Origin of the sequence: Prosthecobacter gellanilyticus (genome assembly GCF_007992435.1) — a bacterium.
GTDB classification, from domain to species: Bacteria; Verrucomicrobiota; Verrucomicrobiia; order Verrucomicrobiales; family Verrucomicrobiaceae; genus Prosthecobacter; species Prosthecobacter gellanilyticus.
Map to the genome: position 1 here is coordinate 1 of NZ_BKAG01000082.1, position 15,581 is coordinate 15,581.

The following is a 15,581-nucleotide window of genomic DNA, read 5'->3' on the forward strand; positions in this document are numbered from 1 at the left end:
GGACGCTGCCGCAACTTCCATAGGCCACGGCAGCATGTGCCACTCTACTCACTCTTGATCCACATCGGAGACACCCACACGAGCTCGCCATTCGCCTGTTCGCCGCGGATGTAGTAGTAGCTGCTTTTGCCTGTCTCAGGCTTCGGATCGGTCCAGCTCACGGAGACACTCTTCTCCTTCGCGATCTCGATCGGGAACTCGACGTTGTCCTTGATCAGCGTGACCTTCGCAAAGGGCGCGGTGCCGATGAGTTTGCAGGTGATGGTGGGTGCGCCTTTGACGCTGAATTCCTCACCCATCATGTGCTCCTTGCCATCGGCTCCCTGGCAGCGTGAGTCGGCGATGATGTTGTCCGTGGCGCCATAGGTGCGGCGCTGCTTCATGGCGGCGTGCACAGCCTCACGAGTCGGCTCGGTTGCATAGACCATGGCATAACTGATGTGCGTGCTGCCGTGGTCGCTGCTGCTCTGGAAGCTGAACTTGTAGCCCTTGGCAAAGGCGTTGTTGATGAAGCCCGCAGGCTCCCAGCCGCCGATGGCATCTTCCTTCGTCGGGCAGCGCGGGCAGCCGGCATACTCGTAGTTTTGACGAGCACCCTGATACACCTCCACCATAGGCTCCACGACGGGATCATGATTGCGCCAGTCGGTGCCCATGTTGCCCACGCTCGTGTGGCTGGCGCAGACACCATTGAAGAGATGCAGATACTTGTAGAGCATGTTGGTGTCTGGCGCGGCTTCGAATACACGCTGATCACTGATGGGCAGGCGCGGCAGAGTGCGCACACCACGCTGGGCGAAGACGCAGTTACGATGCCCCTCCGGATAGCTCACGCTGCGCTCATAGCTGAACATAGGTGTGAAGGAACCGGGCAGCATGAAGGCGTCCGTGGACTTCTGCGTGAGCCACCAGGTGTACTCACGGCCGTTGCCGTTGTCATGGTCACCATTGCCAAGCCAGTCCATCGAGGCGGCATCGATGCCATAGCGCCACATGTCCTCCAGAGGACCGTCATTGCCACCGTCACCGCTGATCTCGGTGTGGCGATGAAACTCGCCACGCAAAATGCGCAGTTCCGCGCCGGCGATGTTCGCACGATAGTCACGGATGGCCTTCACCTCCTCACGCTCCGCCACGGTGCGGTTGCTCGGCTGCGGATTGTCACGCGGCTTGATGACGGCTTCCTTGAGCACGGCAGGCTTGATCTCTCCCTGCGCCTGGAGGCGGCTCATGAACACATCATGATCAAAGGGATCCTTGCTGGCATCCAGGGCTGCATTGCCACCCTTGGAGTTAGGCGCTTTGGCCGCGTTGAACTCGGCGAAGCGGTCCATGCGATGATCGCCACTGTGCGCCACAAAGAGCACCTGCGGTCCGGCAGCAAGCGCAGGCAAATTGTAGATCATGCCATCACTGTGTGGCAGCAGCATGGGGCCAACCCACTGGTCGCCGTCTAGATACGCCGCATAGTTCACCCAGGTGGAACCCACCGGCCCACGGAAGCTGTTCAAGCGAGAGCGCACGACGATCCACACACGCCCCTCCGCATCACAAGTCAGACGACCGAGATTGTTATACGTGCCCCAGCCTGTGCCTGCCGCATGCTCACCCGGCGCGCCTTTGCGCTGCGCAGGTTGTAGATAGGCATCGGCATTCACACCATCCGCCAGCTCAGGCAGCGCAGGTGGCGGCGGCGTATTGGCATCCGCACCACGCGCCTTGCCACGTTTGCCCTTGGCCTGCGCGCCTGGAAGAGCATCTGCCAAAGGTGCCTGCGGCTCCATCCACTGACCATCCTTCAATGCCACAAGCCCGATCTGCCGGTCGCGATACAGGCCGATGCCATCCTGCCCGTCATACGCGCCCCAGTCCTTGCCCCAGGTGGCGCCGCTTTTCTCCCAGGCGATCCAGAGCGTGCCTTCCTTGTCATAGCTCAGCGAAGGCCGCGCCTCATACAGCGCGCTGTTCGCCACGGGCTGCACCTTGCCATCCGCGTGTGTCCAGAGCCACACATCGTAGTCACCCTTGTCATAGCAGTCCCAGGCGATGGCCACGCCCTTTTCATTGGCCGCGATGGCAGGCTGCCAGCAGTTGCCGGTGTTTTTGGAAACCGTCTCCGCCGCGCTCCAGCCAGCCTCGGCCTGATGCACCGCCTGAATGGCGAACAAACTTTGCTTCGCGCCTTGCCAGGCGATCCAGACCTTGCCTGCGGCATCCGTGGTGGCCACGGGCGAGATGTCATTGCCGGGCGACTTCGAAAGATTCACGATCTCACCCAGCTTGTCATCGGCAAAGGAGCGCGTGAAGATATCGAAATTGCCGTCCACTCGCTCGCTCCAGGTGATCCAGACCGTGCCCTTGCCATCGATGGCGACCGCCGATTTGTAGATGTCCTTGCCCGGCTCCGTGACGGCAATGCGCTCGCCCTTCCACTGATTGTCCGTGCGGCGGTGCAGCCAGAGCTGGTCACCGCCGGCAGGCTTGTTGAGGAAGGAGAGATCCGCAGGCTCAGCATCCCAGCGCTTCGCGCGCTCATCGCGGTCAATGCCCGGCGTGAAGCTCTGATACACTAGGTAGCCCTGGCCTTTGGAGCTTACTGTGAGGCTTGGGTAGTCATCATCTGAGCGCTCCGGAGACATCTTGCGGCCCAGCACGGCGGTGCGCTGAATGGCCACGCGACCGTCCAGCAGATCCAGCGGCTCGCCATCCTTCACATCACTAAGCTTAAAGGTAAAATTTCCCTGCTCCGTTGTCACTTCCACCACGGATTCCGGCGTGATCTCATGCAGGCGGACAAAGACGCCATTGTCCAGCACCGGCCCCAAATTCTGCGCGGCGCGCTTCGCCATGCCCATCTTCTTCGGGTTGTTCGTGCGGCCCTTTTGCGCTCCAGCGGCCGCACGGGTGCTAAGCTTCCAGGCGTCCTTGCCCGCCAGCTTGTCCGTGCGCTCAAAGCGCCAGCCCGCCATCTCCTGCACCTCGCCCGGCGTGACCTTGATGCTGCCGTCCCAGACGGTGGTGGCCTTGTCCGTGAGGCCAAGCTGGATCAGCAGGCCGGCATCGGCCCCGCGAACCAAAGGTGTGGTTAAAAGGAGCGCGAACAGAGGGAGGAGTCGTTTCATGGTCGTGAAGGTGGGCGGCGGAAACGATGGCACTGTCCGGATCTCTCCACAAAATCCGCGACATATGTTTTACGACGGGCAGCTTGCCATCACAAGCCGGGCCGATAGCTTCGCGTTTTCCATGAGCGACCCGAATCAGAACGACTCCTCCATCTTTCCAGCCACCCGCTGGACTCTGGTGGGGCATCTGAAGGATCCCGGCGAAAGCGGCATCCTGGCGAAGAAGGCGCTCGATCATCTCTGCAAGAGCTACTGGTATCCGCTCTATGTCTATGCGCGCCGCTTTGGTCTGGATGAGGACGGAGCGAAGGACATCGTGCAGGACCTCTTCGCCCGTCTGATCGAAGGAAACTACATGGCGCAGGCGGAAGCCGCGAAAGGCAAGCTGCGCAACTTCTTGTTAACCTCCCTCAAGTTTGAGATCGGCCATTTGCGGGAGCGTGAACGCGCCGCCAAACGTGGTGGCGGCAGGATCCCGGAATCCCTGGACCTCACGGATGCGGAAGGCCGCTATGTACTGGAGCCCGAATCTCAGGAGGCCGATCCCGAGCGCGCCTTCGAGCGCAAGTGGGCGCTGCAACTCCTCGAGCGAACTCGTGATGTCCTGCGTGATACCTATGTACGTGATGGCAAAGGCCCGCTCTTTGACCTGCTCTCCCCCGCTCTGTCCGAGGGTGATCGCTGGGGAGGCCATGCCGAAGCCGCTGTGACCCTGGGCATGAATGAAGGCGCCGTGCGTGTGGCCCTCTCCCGCCTGCGCAAACGCTACGCCGAAGCCCTGCGAGCTGAAGTGGCATCCACGGTCGGCGATGACGGTGATGTGAAAGCCGAGCTCGCCTATCTCATCGGCCTGTTCGGCCCGGGGTGATGCCGACCTTTTTTAACCGCAGATAGCGCAGAAATCACAGATACTGAGTGCGGAAGATCTGAGCTCTCTGCGTTATCTGCGGTTAAAATCAGGGAGCTTCTACAACGACAACGCCATCTGCTTCCGATACGCCGCGGGCGACTGCCCCAAACGTCTTCTGAAGTGCTGGGTAAAACTGCTCGCATCCACAAAGCCGCAGCGTGTGCTGATCTCGCCCACCGTCAGCGCGCTCTGCTCCAGCAGCCGCGTGGCCGCGAGCACACGCGTCTTGATCAGAAACTCCTGTGGGCTGATGCCAAAGGCACTCTGAAACCTCCGCTGAAGCTGCCTCAATGATTGCCCGCAGGCGCGTGCCACTTCCTCGATGCGCAGCGCTTTGCCAAAATCTTTGCGGATCATCTCCACCGCCACGGCTACGGTTTGAAACACCGGCAGCCTCCGCTCAGCCTCATCCGGTCGGCGCAGGATGCCCATGACGCCCTGCACCTGTCGGCGCGTGTCATAAAGCGGCAGCTTCGTCACCAGAAACCAGTCCGGCATGCCCTGGCTGTCCCACCAGAGCTCCACGCGCTCCACGATGCTCACTTCACCGGCGGTCAATCTGCGATCATCCTCCACATAGGCCTCAGCCATGGCATCCGGATTCAGCTCATAGTCCGTGCGGCCGATGAAGTCCGAGTCGTCGCTCATCTGATAGCGCTGCAGCAGCCCGTGGCTGGCAAACATGAGGTGTCCGGCCTTGTTCTTGGCAAAGAAGTAGACCCCCGGGATGTGATCAAAGAGCTTCTGAAAATGCGCAGCCGGCTCCAGCGCCGCCACCCACTTCGCGCGCGACGTCTTCCAGCGCCCGATCTCCGCCGCACTGCGCCGGAGACGTTCACGAGGTTTCAGCGGTGTCGCATTTCGCATCATCTTTGTCGTGACGAGGATGGCGGGTCTGGCATTACATGCAAGCTCCAGCCTCAAGCCAACCACCGTTGCCATGAAACCCATCGTCCAGATCTCGCTCGACCTCACCAACATTGACGAAGCTCTCGAAACCGCCGCGCTGGCCATGCGCGCCGGGGTGGACTGGCTGGAGGTGGGCACGCCGCTGATCCTGGCGGAAGGCCTTCACGGCGTGCGCGCCATGCGCAAAGCCTTCCCCACCACGCCCATCGTGGCCGACCTGAAGACCATGGATGGCGGTTACCTTGAGGCCGAGATGATGGCCAAGGCCGGTGCCACGCATGTGGTCGTCATGGCCCGTGCGCATGCGGAAACCATCAAGTGCGTAGTCAAAGCCGGCGCCGACTTCGGCTGCAAGGTCATGGGCGATAACATGATCTGTCCCGACATGGTGGAGGGCGCTAAGTTCCTCGAAGACCTCGGCTGTGACTATGTGATCCATCACATCGGTTATGATGAGCGCCGCGGCATTGCCGCTGCCGGTCACCGCATGCCCAGCCCGCTGGACCAGCTCCGCGAAGTGGTAAACGCGGTCAAAGTTCCCGTGCAGGCCGTCGGCGGCCTCAGCCTGGAGCAGGCCATCCAGTGCCCGCAGTATGGCGCGCCGCTGGTGGTGCTCGGAGCTCCCCTAACCATTGATGCGGATGCCTTCAAGACCGCGAATGGAGATCTCGAAGCTTCTTTGCGCATGATCTGCGAGGCTGTCCACGCGCAAGAAGTGAAGCGCTAAGGTAAAGCAATTGGCAGATGAATGGGGACAGGCGAATCATGGTTCATCCATTCGCCTGCCCCGATTCGTCTGCCCACAAACTTGCCGAAAGCAGCACAGATGCTCGTCGTTCGCCCCAAAAAAAGCGGCTCTCCGCACATCACGAAGAGCCGCCTAACAACAAACGAAATCAATTCAAGTCAATCACTCCAGGTTGCCAGCCGTGCCATTGCCTTCAGCGAGGCGCAGCGCCCACTTGATGCCGCCCAGGATGTGTGCCTGGTAGATGCGGGCAATCTCCGGGGAGTTCTTGCGGTCAGGAGTTCCCTCCTTCCAGGTCGGATCCCACACGTCCTCACGATGACCTAACGAACTATAGAACACACGACCGAGACCAAACTCCTTGCACCAGGAGATGGGGAAGTAGCGCTTCTCACCCTGCTTCGCGAGCTCCTTCTCCAGCTCCGCCTTCTTCTCAGGAGACTTCTCCTTGGCCACGGCTTCCTTCGTCTGGCCGAGGTTCGGGTGTGAGTCGAGACCCATCAGCGCATGCACCTGGGACTTCTCAAAGGTCTTGATGATGTAGATCTCGTCAAAGACCTTGAAGCCGTTCGGAATCGGCTTCGTGGCCGCATGAGAAGGATCGTGAAGGATCGGCTGCACCTCGACCTGCGCCTTGTGCGTCTCAAACTCACCGCCCAGCATGTCCACATAACCGCGGAAGGGGTGATAGGTGTCCGAGCCGGAGTGCATGGCCACCATGGCCTTGCCGCTCTTGATCAGTTCCACAAAGCCATCGCGGTCCGGGAAGAGCAGGTCACCAGTCGTGTTGGCAAAGATGAAGCCGTCGTAGTTCTTGATCTTCTCCAGCGCCATGTGCTCGGCCATGTAGGCCTTGATCTTCTCATTCCAAACTTTGTTAGCCTCATTGTACTCGGCCAGCGCCTTGCTGTAGGCTTCCTTCTTGGCGTTGAAGGCTTCATCCGTTTCCTTCGCCTGCTTCTCCGGCGGCTTGCCCGGATTCTTCGGCTGGCCTTCAGGCTGGTGCACATAGTCCACCGTCCAGGCGCCGGACTTTTCACCCAGCTCCTTGATGACCTTCTCCGCCGTCTCGATGGACGAATGACGGAAGCCGGTGGTGACCGTGACGACGAGCAGTTTTTTCGGAGCGTCTGCGGCAAAGGCAGGCGCCGCGAGGCTCAAAACAACGAGGGTGGAGCGTAGCAGGTTGGTGAGGTTCATTGGTGGGGAGACACAAACGCACCACGACACAAATCACTAGCCGGAAGTTGCTAGAAAAAGCCGCCGACTGATCTTTTTATCGCTGCTTTGTCATCGCGCCGCGCAGGGCCGTGCGGTAGTTCACCACCGCATCCGCGATCGCCGAGGCGACAGAGGTGCGATACGTGTCCGAGGCGATCAGGCGGCACTCATTGCCATTCGTCACGAAACCGCCTTCAAAGAGAATGCCAGGGCGTTTGCAGCCCGTGAGCACGCTCCACTGCGCGCGCTTGATGCCACGATCCACAAACTTAAATCGGCTGATCACCATCGCGTGCACCGCCGTGGCCAGCGCGATGTTCGCGGAGTCATGCGAGTTGCCCGTCAGACCGTTGTAGTTGAAACCACCGCCGCGCTCCAGGCTCGCGGAACTGCCTTGTGGAGTCAGCGCGAAGGTCTCGATGCCCGTCGCGGCACTGCCACCGGAGTTGAAGTGCAGGCTGATGAAAATGCTGCGCGGCGTGGCATTTGCCACAGCCACACGACCGCTCAGCGTCACGAAGCTGTCCACCGGACGTGACAGCACGACTTTGAAACCCTTCTTCTGCAGCGCATCCTTGACCACGTGGGACATCTTCAGCGCGAAGTCCTTTTCATACCCATACACACCGCGCGCCCCTGCATCATGACCACCATGACCGGCATCCAGCACGATGGTGTCAAAGGGCTCTGCATCCGTGATGTAAGTCGGGCGCAGCACCGGATCGATCAGCTTGCAAAGGTCCAGCCTGGAGAAAAGCGCGCCGCCGTTGGACTCCAGAACCGGGAAGCTCATGATGAACTTGATGTTGTTGATCAGCACTTCCTGGCTGCCGATGGAGGCCTTCAGGATCAGATTGTTAGACCGCAGCCACACATGCTTCCCATCCACTTTGTAGGAGCTGAAGCGGTAGAAACTATTGATGCTCTCGCCAGTCACATAGTCGCGACCGCCGACCTTCACCACCTGCCAGCCCGTGTTCTTCGTGTTCGTGGGCAGGGCCTCGGTCGGCGTGACGGGTGCTGGCGCTGGTTCAGGTGTCGCAGGCTTCGTCGCTGCCGTCTGCTTGTCGTCATCATCCGTGCCAAACTCCCCATCGCCCGCCTTGGACTGACCAGGCAGGTTCGCCATCTTCTTCTCGATCTCCTCCGGCTTCACCGGCTCGGACTTCTTCTCGGGCAGCGCTGGCGCAGCTGCTTTCTCCGGAGTGGACTTCTTCGCCGTCTCGGTGGAGCCGGATTTCTTGCTGCTGCCCTTGCTCGACCCGCTGGAGGACTTCGAAACCGTGCCCTTCGGCTTGATGGTGATCTTCTCGCGCGACTCAGACGAGGCCGACTTCGCCTTCGGTGCTTCCTTCACCTCCGCTGGAGTGGGTGTAGGAGGTGGCGTCTCCTTGCTGCCTCCGCCGCCAAACATGCGCTTCAGGAAGCCAGGCTTGTTGCCCCCTTCAGTCGCGGTTACATCAGCCCGCACCTGGGTCAGGGAAAAGGAAACGGCGGCCAGAACCAGCATCAGGCAGCGAGCGGCATTTGAAATCATGGGCGTGGGCATTCTCGACATGAAAGGGGAAAATGGAGACGCGGCCGGGCCGCCAGGGATGGCGAGCCTACACCGACTTCACCAACTGGCAAGCAGAGTAAGACTGTGAACAAGTCTCACCCAAGCCTGCACGCTGGATCCATGCCGAGCTTCCGTAAAAACTAGGACGCCTCTGCCGCTCGATCAGAGACAGCAGAGGCGCCGAATTAGATCAAAACAAGGTCAGCTTTCTCAGCCCGCCTCAGCCACCTTCTCACCGGCCAGCTTCGCAGCGCGCTCGGCCAGCTCCACATGGAACTGCTCCGGCGTCGGCTCAGCGCCCTTCGTGCGGGTGCGGGCAAACCAGTCGGCGAAGATCTCGCCCTCCTGGCGCTCGGCTTTGAAGGCCTCCAGGAACACACGGACTCGGGCAGGGATCTCATCGCCCAGCACGGACTTGAATTCCAGGCCCGCCAGCGTGTTGCCGCGGATGCTTCCACCCACAAACATGGCGTACTTGTTGGGCGCACGACCCACAAAGCCGAAGTCAGCGTTGTAGGGACGACCGCAACCATTCGGGCAGCCCGTCATGCGGAAAAGGATCGGCTCATCTTCCAGGCCCAGCTCGGCCAGGATCGGGTCGATCTTGTCCAAAATGCCCGGCAGGGCGCGCTCGGACTCGCTCAGGCTCAGACCGCAGGTCGGCAGCGCCACGCAGGCGTGCGCCACTTTGCGGGCACGGGTAAAGCCAGCGTCATCCGCGTGCACCACACCATGCTTCGCCAGGATCGCGTTCACGGCTTCCTTCTGCTCAGGCGCCACGTCCGCGATGATCATGTTCGTGTTTGGCGTCACGATAAACGGCAGCTTCAGCGAGGTCGCCAGCTCCGCAAACGCGCTGCGATACTTCGGCCCGTCCTCACGGTCCACAATGCGGCCCATGTTGACGTAAACGGCGCAGTACAGCTTGCCGTCACCCTGCTCATGCCAGCCCAGCTTGTCTTCCACCGTGTCAAACTTCAGCTCCTTCGGCGGGAAGGTCTCGATGCCCGGCAGGCGGCGCACCACTTCCGCGCGGAAGCCGTCCAGGCCCATGCTCTGCACCGTGTACTTCAGACGGGCGTTCTTGCGCTCCGTGCGGTTGCCGTGGTCACGCTGCGTGGTCACCACCGCCTCGATCGCGTCCACCACATTCGCGCGCTTCGCATACAGCAGCGGCTGGCCCAGGAAGGGGCGCGTGTTCAGCTGGCCATGGCTCATGCCAAAGCCGCCGCCCACCGTGATCGTGTAGCCTTCCACCTCACCATTCACCACGTGCGGCACCAGGCCCACGTCCTGAGAGTACACGTCCACATCATTGCAGGGTTGGATGGCCACCGCGATCTTGAACTTACGCGGCAGGTAAACCTTGCCATAGATGGGGTCTTCGCCTTCGGCAGCCTTCGTCGCCTCGCGCACCTTGGCGTCCACCACAGGGTCTTTGATCCAATCCGGCTCCACCTTCTCGCCGTCGAGCCAGATATCGGCATAAGCCGAGGAGCGCCACAAGAAGCGCTGGCTGATCTCTTCCGTCAGCTTCTGCGAGTCCGCATGCACCGCATCCTTGATCGGCGCCGCCGGGCCCATGGTATTACGCACCACGTCACCGCAGGCACCCATCGTGCTCAGGCCGCTGTGGCACACATTGTGGATCACTTCCTTCACGCCACCCTTCAGCACGCCATGCAGCTGGATGCCCTGGCGGTTCGTCAGGCGCAGATTGCCAAAAGCCTTCGCGCACAGATCATCATGGATCATCCACTGCTCAGCCGTGATGCGTCCGCCCGGCATCTTGCTGCGGATCATGAAGCTCCACGCCTTGTCCAGCTTCGCCTTGCTGCGCTCCGCGCGCACATCACGGTCATCCTGCTGGTAGGAACCATGATGCTTCATCAGAATGTTGCTCTCCTCAGGAATGCTCACAGTGCTGGTGTCAGCGAACTGCTCGGCGAGCTGGCCACGGAGGCCGGCGGAGGCAAGTTTGATCTCTTCGACGGAGGCTTTGGACATAAGGGTGATCTAAAAAGGGGTGGTCAGACTCGCTGATATTACCCTGAAAGCAAGCAAGCGGCAAGAAATAAAACCCGCATTATCTATCGGATTTATCTAGAATTGTGCTCCCCCGCGCCTTTTCTTGGCCTTTAGGCCCTCCCAACACCTCAAAACCCACCTTGATTAGCCTGGATCTGACTGGATTCACAGCTCCGGCGCTCTCCATCTCCAACTCTCCTGTGAAAAATCCGCCTGGATCCACCTGGATCTGCTTGGATCGCCCCCGAACTCCCCCAAAGATCGCCCGCCCAGCCGTACAACCCCATTCCAATGGGGTTGCCCCTCGATCCACCCCCGACCTCCCTCCGTCCCCAAGGTCGGATCCAGTCGGATTGACTCGGATCGGGCAAAACCACCGCCAACGCCTCCCCTCTTCGGCTCCTGTCTGCCCCTTCCGCGTCTTCCGTGTGTTCCGTAGGCCCTCTCTGATCCGGCCCGGCCCTGAAACCACCGCAAACAATCGCAAACCACAGCCAACCATCGCAAACGGCTCCCGACCTCTGAGTCTTGGTAATTGTCTCCCCATCTCCAAATCTCCTGTAAAAAATCTCCCCTCATAGCCCCGCACTCTCCCCCACCTTCACCCATCCTCAAAGTGACCCAAGCGGCCCCTTTGGACACCGCAAAAAAGCCCCCGTCTGCGCTCTGTGGTCAAACTCAATGCTCCCATTAGCGTCAAATTAGCGTCCTATCAGCGGTTAAAAAATCTCCGCCCACCACCGCACCACTCCATCTCTCCACCACTCCACCCGCCCGCTCCCCAATTTCCAATTTTCAGTTCTCAATTTTCAGTTTTCAGTCCCTCTTCGCAAGAAAGTCCGCCCCCACATCCCCAGTTCATCTCCCACGCATGAAAAGCCTCTGCCTCACTCTCCTCACCTTCGCTACCACGCTCCCTGCCGCCGATTCAAAACCCGCAGCCCCCGCCAAGAAGCCCACCACCGCCGCCCCCGTCTCCAAAAACGGCCCCAAGTGGAAAAAGCTCCTCCCGCTCACCCCCGAAGGCTTCACCTTCAAAGCCATCGAAGTCGCCAAATACCCCGAGCACACCGTCGAGCTCTACGTCTACGTCCCGGACGGCGAAGGCACCTGGCCCTGCATCCTCGACATCCACGGCGGCGGCTGGAAAATGCGCCAGGTCGAGGCCGACAAGCCCATGATGGAGCGCCTCGCCCAGCGCGGCTTCGTCACCGCCCTCGTCAGCTACCGCCTCTCCACCGAGGCCAAGTACCCCGCCGCGCTCGATGACTGCAAGGCCGCCCTCCGCTGCCTCCGCGCCCATGCCAAAGAGCTCAAGCTCGACCCCGACCGCATCGGCATCATCGGCGGCTCCGCCGGCGGCCACCTCTCCGGCCTCACCGCCATGACCTCCGGCCTCCCTGAGTTCGAAGGCTCCGGCCCCTTCAAGGACCAGCCCAGCACCGTCAAAGCCGCCATCGTCATGGCCGCCACCCAGGACCTCGTCGCCGCAAACAAGGACAAGACCAACGAAGGCGCCGTCCTCTTCTTCGGCGCCACCGCCCAGGAAAAGCCCGATCTCTACAAGTCCGTCTCCCCCATCACCCACGTCCGCCCCGGCGTCCCGCCCACGATCTTCATTGAAGGAGAGAAAGACACCCTCAAAATCGGCCGTGCCGAGATGATGGAAAAGCTCAAAGCGCTCAACATCGAAACCGCCGTCCACACCCTCAAAGAAGCCCCCCACCCCTTCTGGATGAGCGACCCCTGGTGCGCCGAAACCGTCGACATCGCCACCACCTTCTTCAAAAAGCACCTCGGCGAACCCGTGAAGAAGTAAAACAAAAGCAAATCAAGTTAGGCCATCAGCCACTGTAAAAAAAGCTCAGGGCACGCCGTCAAAAGCGTGCCCTCTTTTTACCGTTCATTCACTCGTGAAGGATGGATGTCATCCATCACGTTTATTCTCCACCTGCCGCATAAGAAAATAGAGGCAAGCCGAGTTAGTGATTATCATGACAGCCAATCCAACCCCGATAAGTCGAGGAGTTTCATGATAGATGGTGTAATTGAGAAGCAGTGCGATAATAATGCCTTGAACAGCAAGAAGGTATCGAGTGGTTTTGGGCATGAGCAGACAATCGGCGGGTCGGAAATCAAATTCAAATGCTCGGTGGCGAGCCAGACAAGGCTGTCCGCTGAATTCGTCTCGTTACATTAAGCCTATAATTAGCTAGGCATTCACTTTCTCATGGTGCTTGTCTGTGAATTGGCCCAGATGCACGATTGCCGCTACGAAGCCGCCGACAATGCTGTGACGTGAAAACTGAAACCTTTCGTTCACACCAGAAAGGCTCCGCAGATGAAGCTCATCATAAAGACAAATGGGCAGTTGTGGATTAGACGCGAAACGAAGATCGGGGCCTCCCTTTTTATTCACATACATCCAGGTTTGGTCAACCACAGCGGCGTCAGAGGGCGGTCTGGCGCTTTCGATGAACCTTTGCTGCCGGACGTCGGCATTGATCTCTTCATATCCGACAGCGCCAATTCTTCCGCCATCGTCAACCAGTATCCGGTCAGGGAAGAGATACAGAATCTGGCGTCCTGCTTTGATGGCTAAAGTCTCGATGTTGGTTTTGAGAAAGTCCGGAGAGGCTTTGTAAATGTGCGTGGTGTGGCGGTCTACCAGCTCCGATGCGCCTGCATGGTATTTTTTGTCATGAACTTTTCCCGCAGCCGAGAGGTGCCAGACGCCCTGACAAGCAGACAGGTTGACTGCGTGATCGTGCAACAACCCATAGGCATGTTCTACCTCGGGATCGAAGTCATAGAACAACACGACAGTCTTTTTCATCGCATCCCGCCACCACGCAAGGAACACGCCTCCAAGAATGAACATGATGGCCACACACAAAAGGACTGGGTGTAAACCTGTCGTAAATAGCCACCACAAAAGCCCAATACCAAAGACGGTGACAACTGGCCCAAACCGCATCAACGCCTTCTTCTCATTGATTTCATTCAATAGCTCGACGGAACTCGAATGAGCCATCAGCGAAACCTCTCCCGAGTCAATTTCTTCCATCGTCACAGATGAAGGAGAAGGAATGGCTCGACGTACCGGCACACGTTCATGTGATCGACGTGGCTCCAAAGGCAGAGTCCTCCGATAATAGTAGCCATTGCTTCCGAGATGCACGTAGTTGCCGTTTGGGCCGGTACCGACTCGCAACCCCTTGATTCCTGCCGAGACGCCGATGCCTGATCTGCTCAGGTTAAAACGCAAAGGACCTACAGAAATGCTTTTGCGGAGATAAAAGCCCATAGCGCACTCTTCATAAGAATCTGGATTAGCAAGCCAGAATATCAATCAATCGCCATCCAGAGCACTGCACCCTCACAGAGCACCTGAACTCAAGACAGCCAGAGGGTGGACCGGGGAGTAACAGGCCAGCCTGACGAGGGATCTGCCGTCATTTTCCGTGTGTTCCGTAGGCCCTCTGCTTCTCCGGAATCTCACACCGCGAGAGAAAGGAAGAAACGCAAGAGCACCTGAACTCAACGCAGCCACATAGTGAAAGGTAGACTCACAGGTTTCTCATTCGGCAGGAACACACCCAAGCACCAGCGTGCATAACTGGCTATCTGCTGTCCCTTTTATCCTCTCCCACAACCGTTCACTCCCCAGCAAACCGCCCCATGAAAAGAATCAGCCCGCTCGGCTTGTGCACGGTGAACCACAGAAACGGCCGGTTGGCGATGAAGTTGATCACCTTCGGCTTGGGCGGCGGCGTTGAATCGGCCGGACCAAAAGGATCTGCCGGGCTCATGGTAACCGCAGCAGCCTCGGCGCCAAGTTCATTCACTTCGATCGTCGCCTCATGCAGCACCTGGCTCACCCAGCACGGCTTCTGCGGCGTCATGCCGGTGAGATCGGACTTAGTCGAATCAAACGCAGCCTCCACACCGAGCTGCTGCCACAGGCCTTGCAGATTAACCTGGGAGCTGAAGTTGAAGCGCGGAAGATACACATTCAGTTCGGTCGGACCAAGACCGCCGGACACCTTGGCCCAGGCCTCAGGCTTCAGCGCAGCCTCCACCGTCTCGAGATTCACATCCGCTCCTGGCAGGAGAAACATCATGGCAAAGTCCGGCGAGGAGAAAGGGATCTCCAAACACTGCCACGTCGCCGCCTCCGTATAACCAAACTCACTTCGGCGCGCCATCGTGGGAAGCATGATGGAAGACCGGGAGGCCGTGGCAAAAGCACGCGGCCTCGTCTGCCTGGGGTCAAATCGTCGCAGCCAGGCGGCCCGGAGATAAACAGCATTCACCGCGAGCACCGTGCCATCCCCCTGCGCAAACGTCTGCGGCCCAACGAGGTCCGTGATTCGCCCGTTGGTCTTATCGCGAATCCATCGGTTCACCGCCGAGGCACTGGCGAGCGCATCCCCAGCGGGCAGAGGCTGCACCGCTGCGCCAAAACGCTCCTTCAACAGAGAAACATAGCCAGGCTCCAGAAAGGCCACCGGAGGTGCCCAGAGAGAGTTTGCCACGTCCAACAGCATGCCACCGCCCTTCGAACTGTTTCGGAGGCCCTGGCTCAGGGCTTCTGCGTCCGTCCCACGCCTGGCCGCATCCGCGTCCAGATGCGCGAGTGACAGCAACTGCTTCTGCGTGTCACCACGTGCCCCTTCCGCCAGCATTGCCGCCACACGATGTCCACTGAAGGGAGAGAAACAAAAGTTCCCCTTCGTCATCTGCCGGAAGAGATGAGACATCTGCCACGCATGCGCATTCGGCCCTTCCGACGCACTCTGAGCCCACGCAGGCAGGCTGATGATGAGCATGAGAGGCAGAACGGAAAGGCGCATGCGCTTCTGTTTACCTCATTCGCAGTCTGCCTGGCAAGACTTCAGACTCCTTCCCGCAGCCCAAACTGCCCGCCGTCGATCACTCCAGTCATAGATGGGGTAATAAGCACAATTAGTTAGTCTATCCCCGTCAGTCCGGTCTTCTCACAGCACGCCAGGAGCGCGGACTTCAGAGGCTGTGTGAAAACTCCAGCGAGCCCTCTTGACGGCGGAGACGTCCGGATTTTAA

The 15,581-nt window shown here is 59.6% G+C and carries 10 protein-coding genes; 3 read left to right on the plus strand and 7 right to left on the minus strand.

Translation table 11 applies throughout. From position 1 onward, the window contains the following. Window positions 1–44: 44 nt before the first annotated feature. Entirely contained in the window at window positions 45–3,122 is a 3,078-nt protein-coding gene (locus BGE01nite_RS27705; RefSeq protein WP_146856005.1) for a CehA/McbA family metallohydrolase domain-containing protein, read from the minus strand. A 121-nt stretch (window positions 3,123–3,243) separates the two neighbouring features. Between BGE01nite_RS27705 and BGE01nite_RS27710 the strand changes: the two genes are divergently transcribed. After that, complete coding sequence (locus BGE01nite_RS27710; RefSeq protein ID WP_146856007.1) at window positions 3,244–3,990, plus strand: RNA polymerase sigma factor; 747 nt, start codon at window positions 3,244–3,246, stop codon at window positions 3,988–3,990. Window positions 3,991–4,089: 99 nt separating this feature from the next. Here the strand turns inward: BGE01nite_RS27710 and BGE01nite_RS27715 are convergent, their stop codons facing one another. Continuing rightward, window positions 4,090–4,902 carry an AraC family transcriptional regulator gene (locus BGE01nite_RS27715; RefSeq protein ID WP_218033119.1) on the minus strand — a complete coding sequence of 271 codons (813 nt, stop codon included), beginning with the start codon at window positions 4,900–4,902 and terminating at the stop codon, window positions 4,090–4,092. Between the two features lie 70 nt (window positions 4,903–4,972). Between BGE01nite_RS27715 and BGE01nite_RS27720 the strand changes: the two genes are divergently transcribed. Then, entirely contained in the window at window positions 4,973–5,668 is a 696-nt protein-coding gene (locus tag BGE01nite_RS27720; protein WP_146856009.1) for an orotidine 5'-phosphate decarboxylase / HUMPS family protein, read from the plus strand. Between the two features lie 183 nt (window positions 5,669–5,851). Here BGE01nite_RS27720 and BGE01nite_RS27725 read toward each other — a convergent pair whose 3' ends face one another. The 3 genes from BGE01nite_RS27725 to BGE01nite_RS27735 form a co-directional block, all read right to left on the minus strand. Continuing rightward, on the minus strand, window positions 5,852–6,889 hold the full coding sequence (locus BGE01nite_RS27725) for a ThuA domain-containing protein (protein WP_146856011.1): 1,038 nt from the start codon (window positions 6,887–6,889) through the stop codon (window positions 5,852–5,854). A gap of 76 nt (window positions 6,890–6,965) precedes the next feature. After that, entirely contained in the window at window positions 6,966–8,447 is a 1,482-nt protein-coding gene (locus BGE01nite_RS27730) for an N-acetylmuramoyl-L-alanine amidase family protein (protein WP_170267119.1), read from the minus strand. Between the two features lie 231 nt (window positions 8,448–8,678). Beyond that, complete coding sequence (locus BGE01nite_RS27735; RefSeq protein WP_146856015.1) at window positions 8,679–10,475, minus strand: NADPH-dependent assimilatory sulfite reductase hemoprotein subunit; 1,797 nt, start codon at window positions 10,473–10,475, stop codon at window positions 8,679–8,681. 892 nt (window positions 10,476–11,367) lie between these two features. Between BGE01nite_RS27735 and BGE01nite_RS27740 the strand changes: the two genes are divergently transcribed. Continuing rightward, window positions 11,368–12,315 (plus strand): alpha/beta hydrolase, encoded by a 948-nt coding sequence (locus BGE01nite_RS27740; RefSeq protein WP_146856017.1) that lies wholly within the window; start codon window positions 11,368–11,370, stop codon window positions 12,313–12,315. Window positions 12,316–12,708: 393 nt separating this feature from the next. Here BGE01nite_RS27740 and BGE01nite_RS27745 read toward each other — a convergent pair whose 3' ends face one another. Next, on the minus strand, window positions 12,709–13,803 hold the full coding sequence (locus BGE01nite_RS27745) for a DUF4236 domain-containing protein (protein WP_146856019.1): 1,095 nt from the start codon (window positions 13,801–13,803) through the stop codon (window positions 12,709–12,711). A 352-nt stretch (window positions 13,804–14,155) separates the two neighbouring features. Beyond that, entirely contained in the window at window positions 14,156–15,352 is a 1,197-nt protein-coding gene (locus BGE01nite_RS27750) for a serpin family protein (RefSeq protein WP_146856021.1), read from the minus strand. Window positions 15,353–15,581: the final 229 nt, after the last annotated feature.

Bases quoted from the DNA above. Each gene is read 5' to 3' on its own strand.
- BGE01nite_RS27725 (WP_146856011.1), bottom strand. From the start codon at position 6,889: ATGAACCTCACCAACCTGCTACGCTCCACCCTCGTTGTTTTGAGCCTC.
- BGE01nite_RS27715 (WP_218033119.1), bottom strand. From the start codon at position 4,902: ATGATGCGAAATGCGACACCGCTGAAACCTCGTGAACGTCTCCGGCGC.
- BGE01nite_RS27740 (WP_146856017.1), top strand. From the start codon at position 11,368: ATGAAAAGCCTCTGCCTCACTCTCCTCACCTTCGCTACCACGCTCCCT.
- BGE01nite_RS27705 (WP_146856005.1), bottom strand. From the start codon at position 3,122: ATGAAACGACTCCTCCCTCTGTTCGCGCTCCTTTTAACCACACCTTTG.
- BGE01nite_RS27745 (WP_146856019.1), bottom strand. From the start codon at position 13,803: ATGGGCTTTTATCTCCGCAAAAGCATTTCTGTAGGTCCTTTGCGTTTT.
- BGE01nite_RS27735 (WP_146856015.1), bottom strand. From the start codon at position 10,475: ATGTCCAAAGCCTCCGTCGAAGAGATCAAACTTGCCTCCGCCGGCCTC.
- BGE01nite_RS27750 (WP_146856021.1), bottom strand. From the start codon at position 15,352: ATGCGCCTTTCCGTTCTGCCTCTCATGCTCATCATCAGCCTGCCTGCG.
- BGE01nite_RS27720 (WP_146856009.1), top strand. From the start codon at position 4,973: ATGAAACCCATCGTCCAGATCTCGCTCGACCTCACCAACATTGACGAA.
- BGE01nite_RS27710 (WP_146856007.1), top strand. From the start codon at position 3,244: ATGAGCGACCCGAATCAGAACGACTCCTCCATCTTTCCAGCCACCCGC.
- BGE01nite_RS27730 (WP_170267119.1), bottom strand. From the start codon at position 8,447: ATGATTTCAAATGCCGCTCGCTGCCTGATGCTGGTTCTGGCCGCCGTT.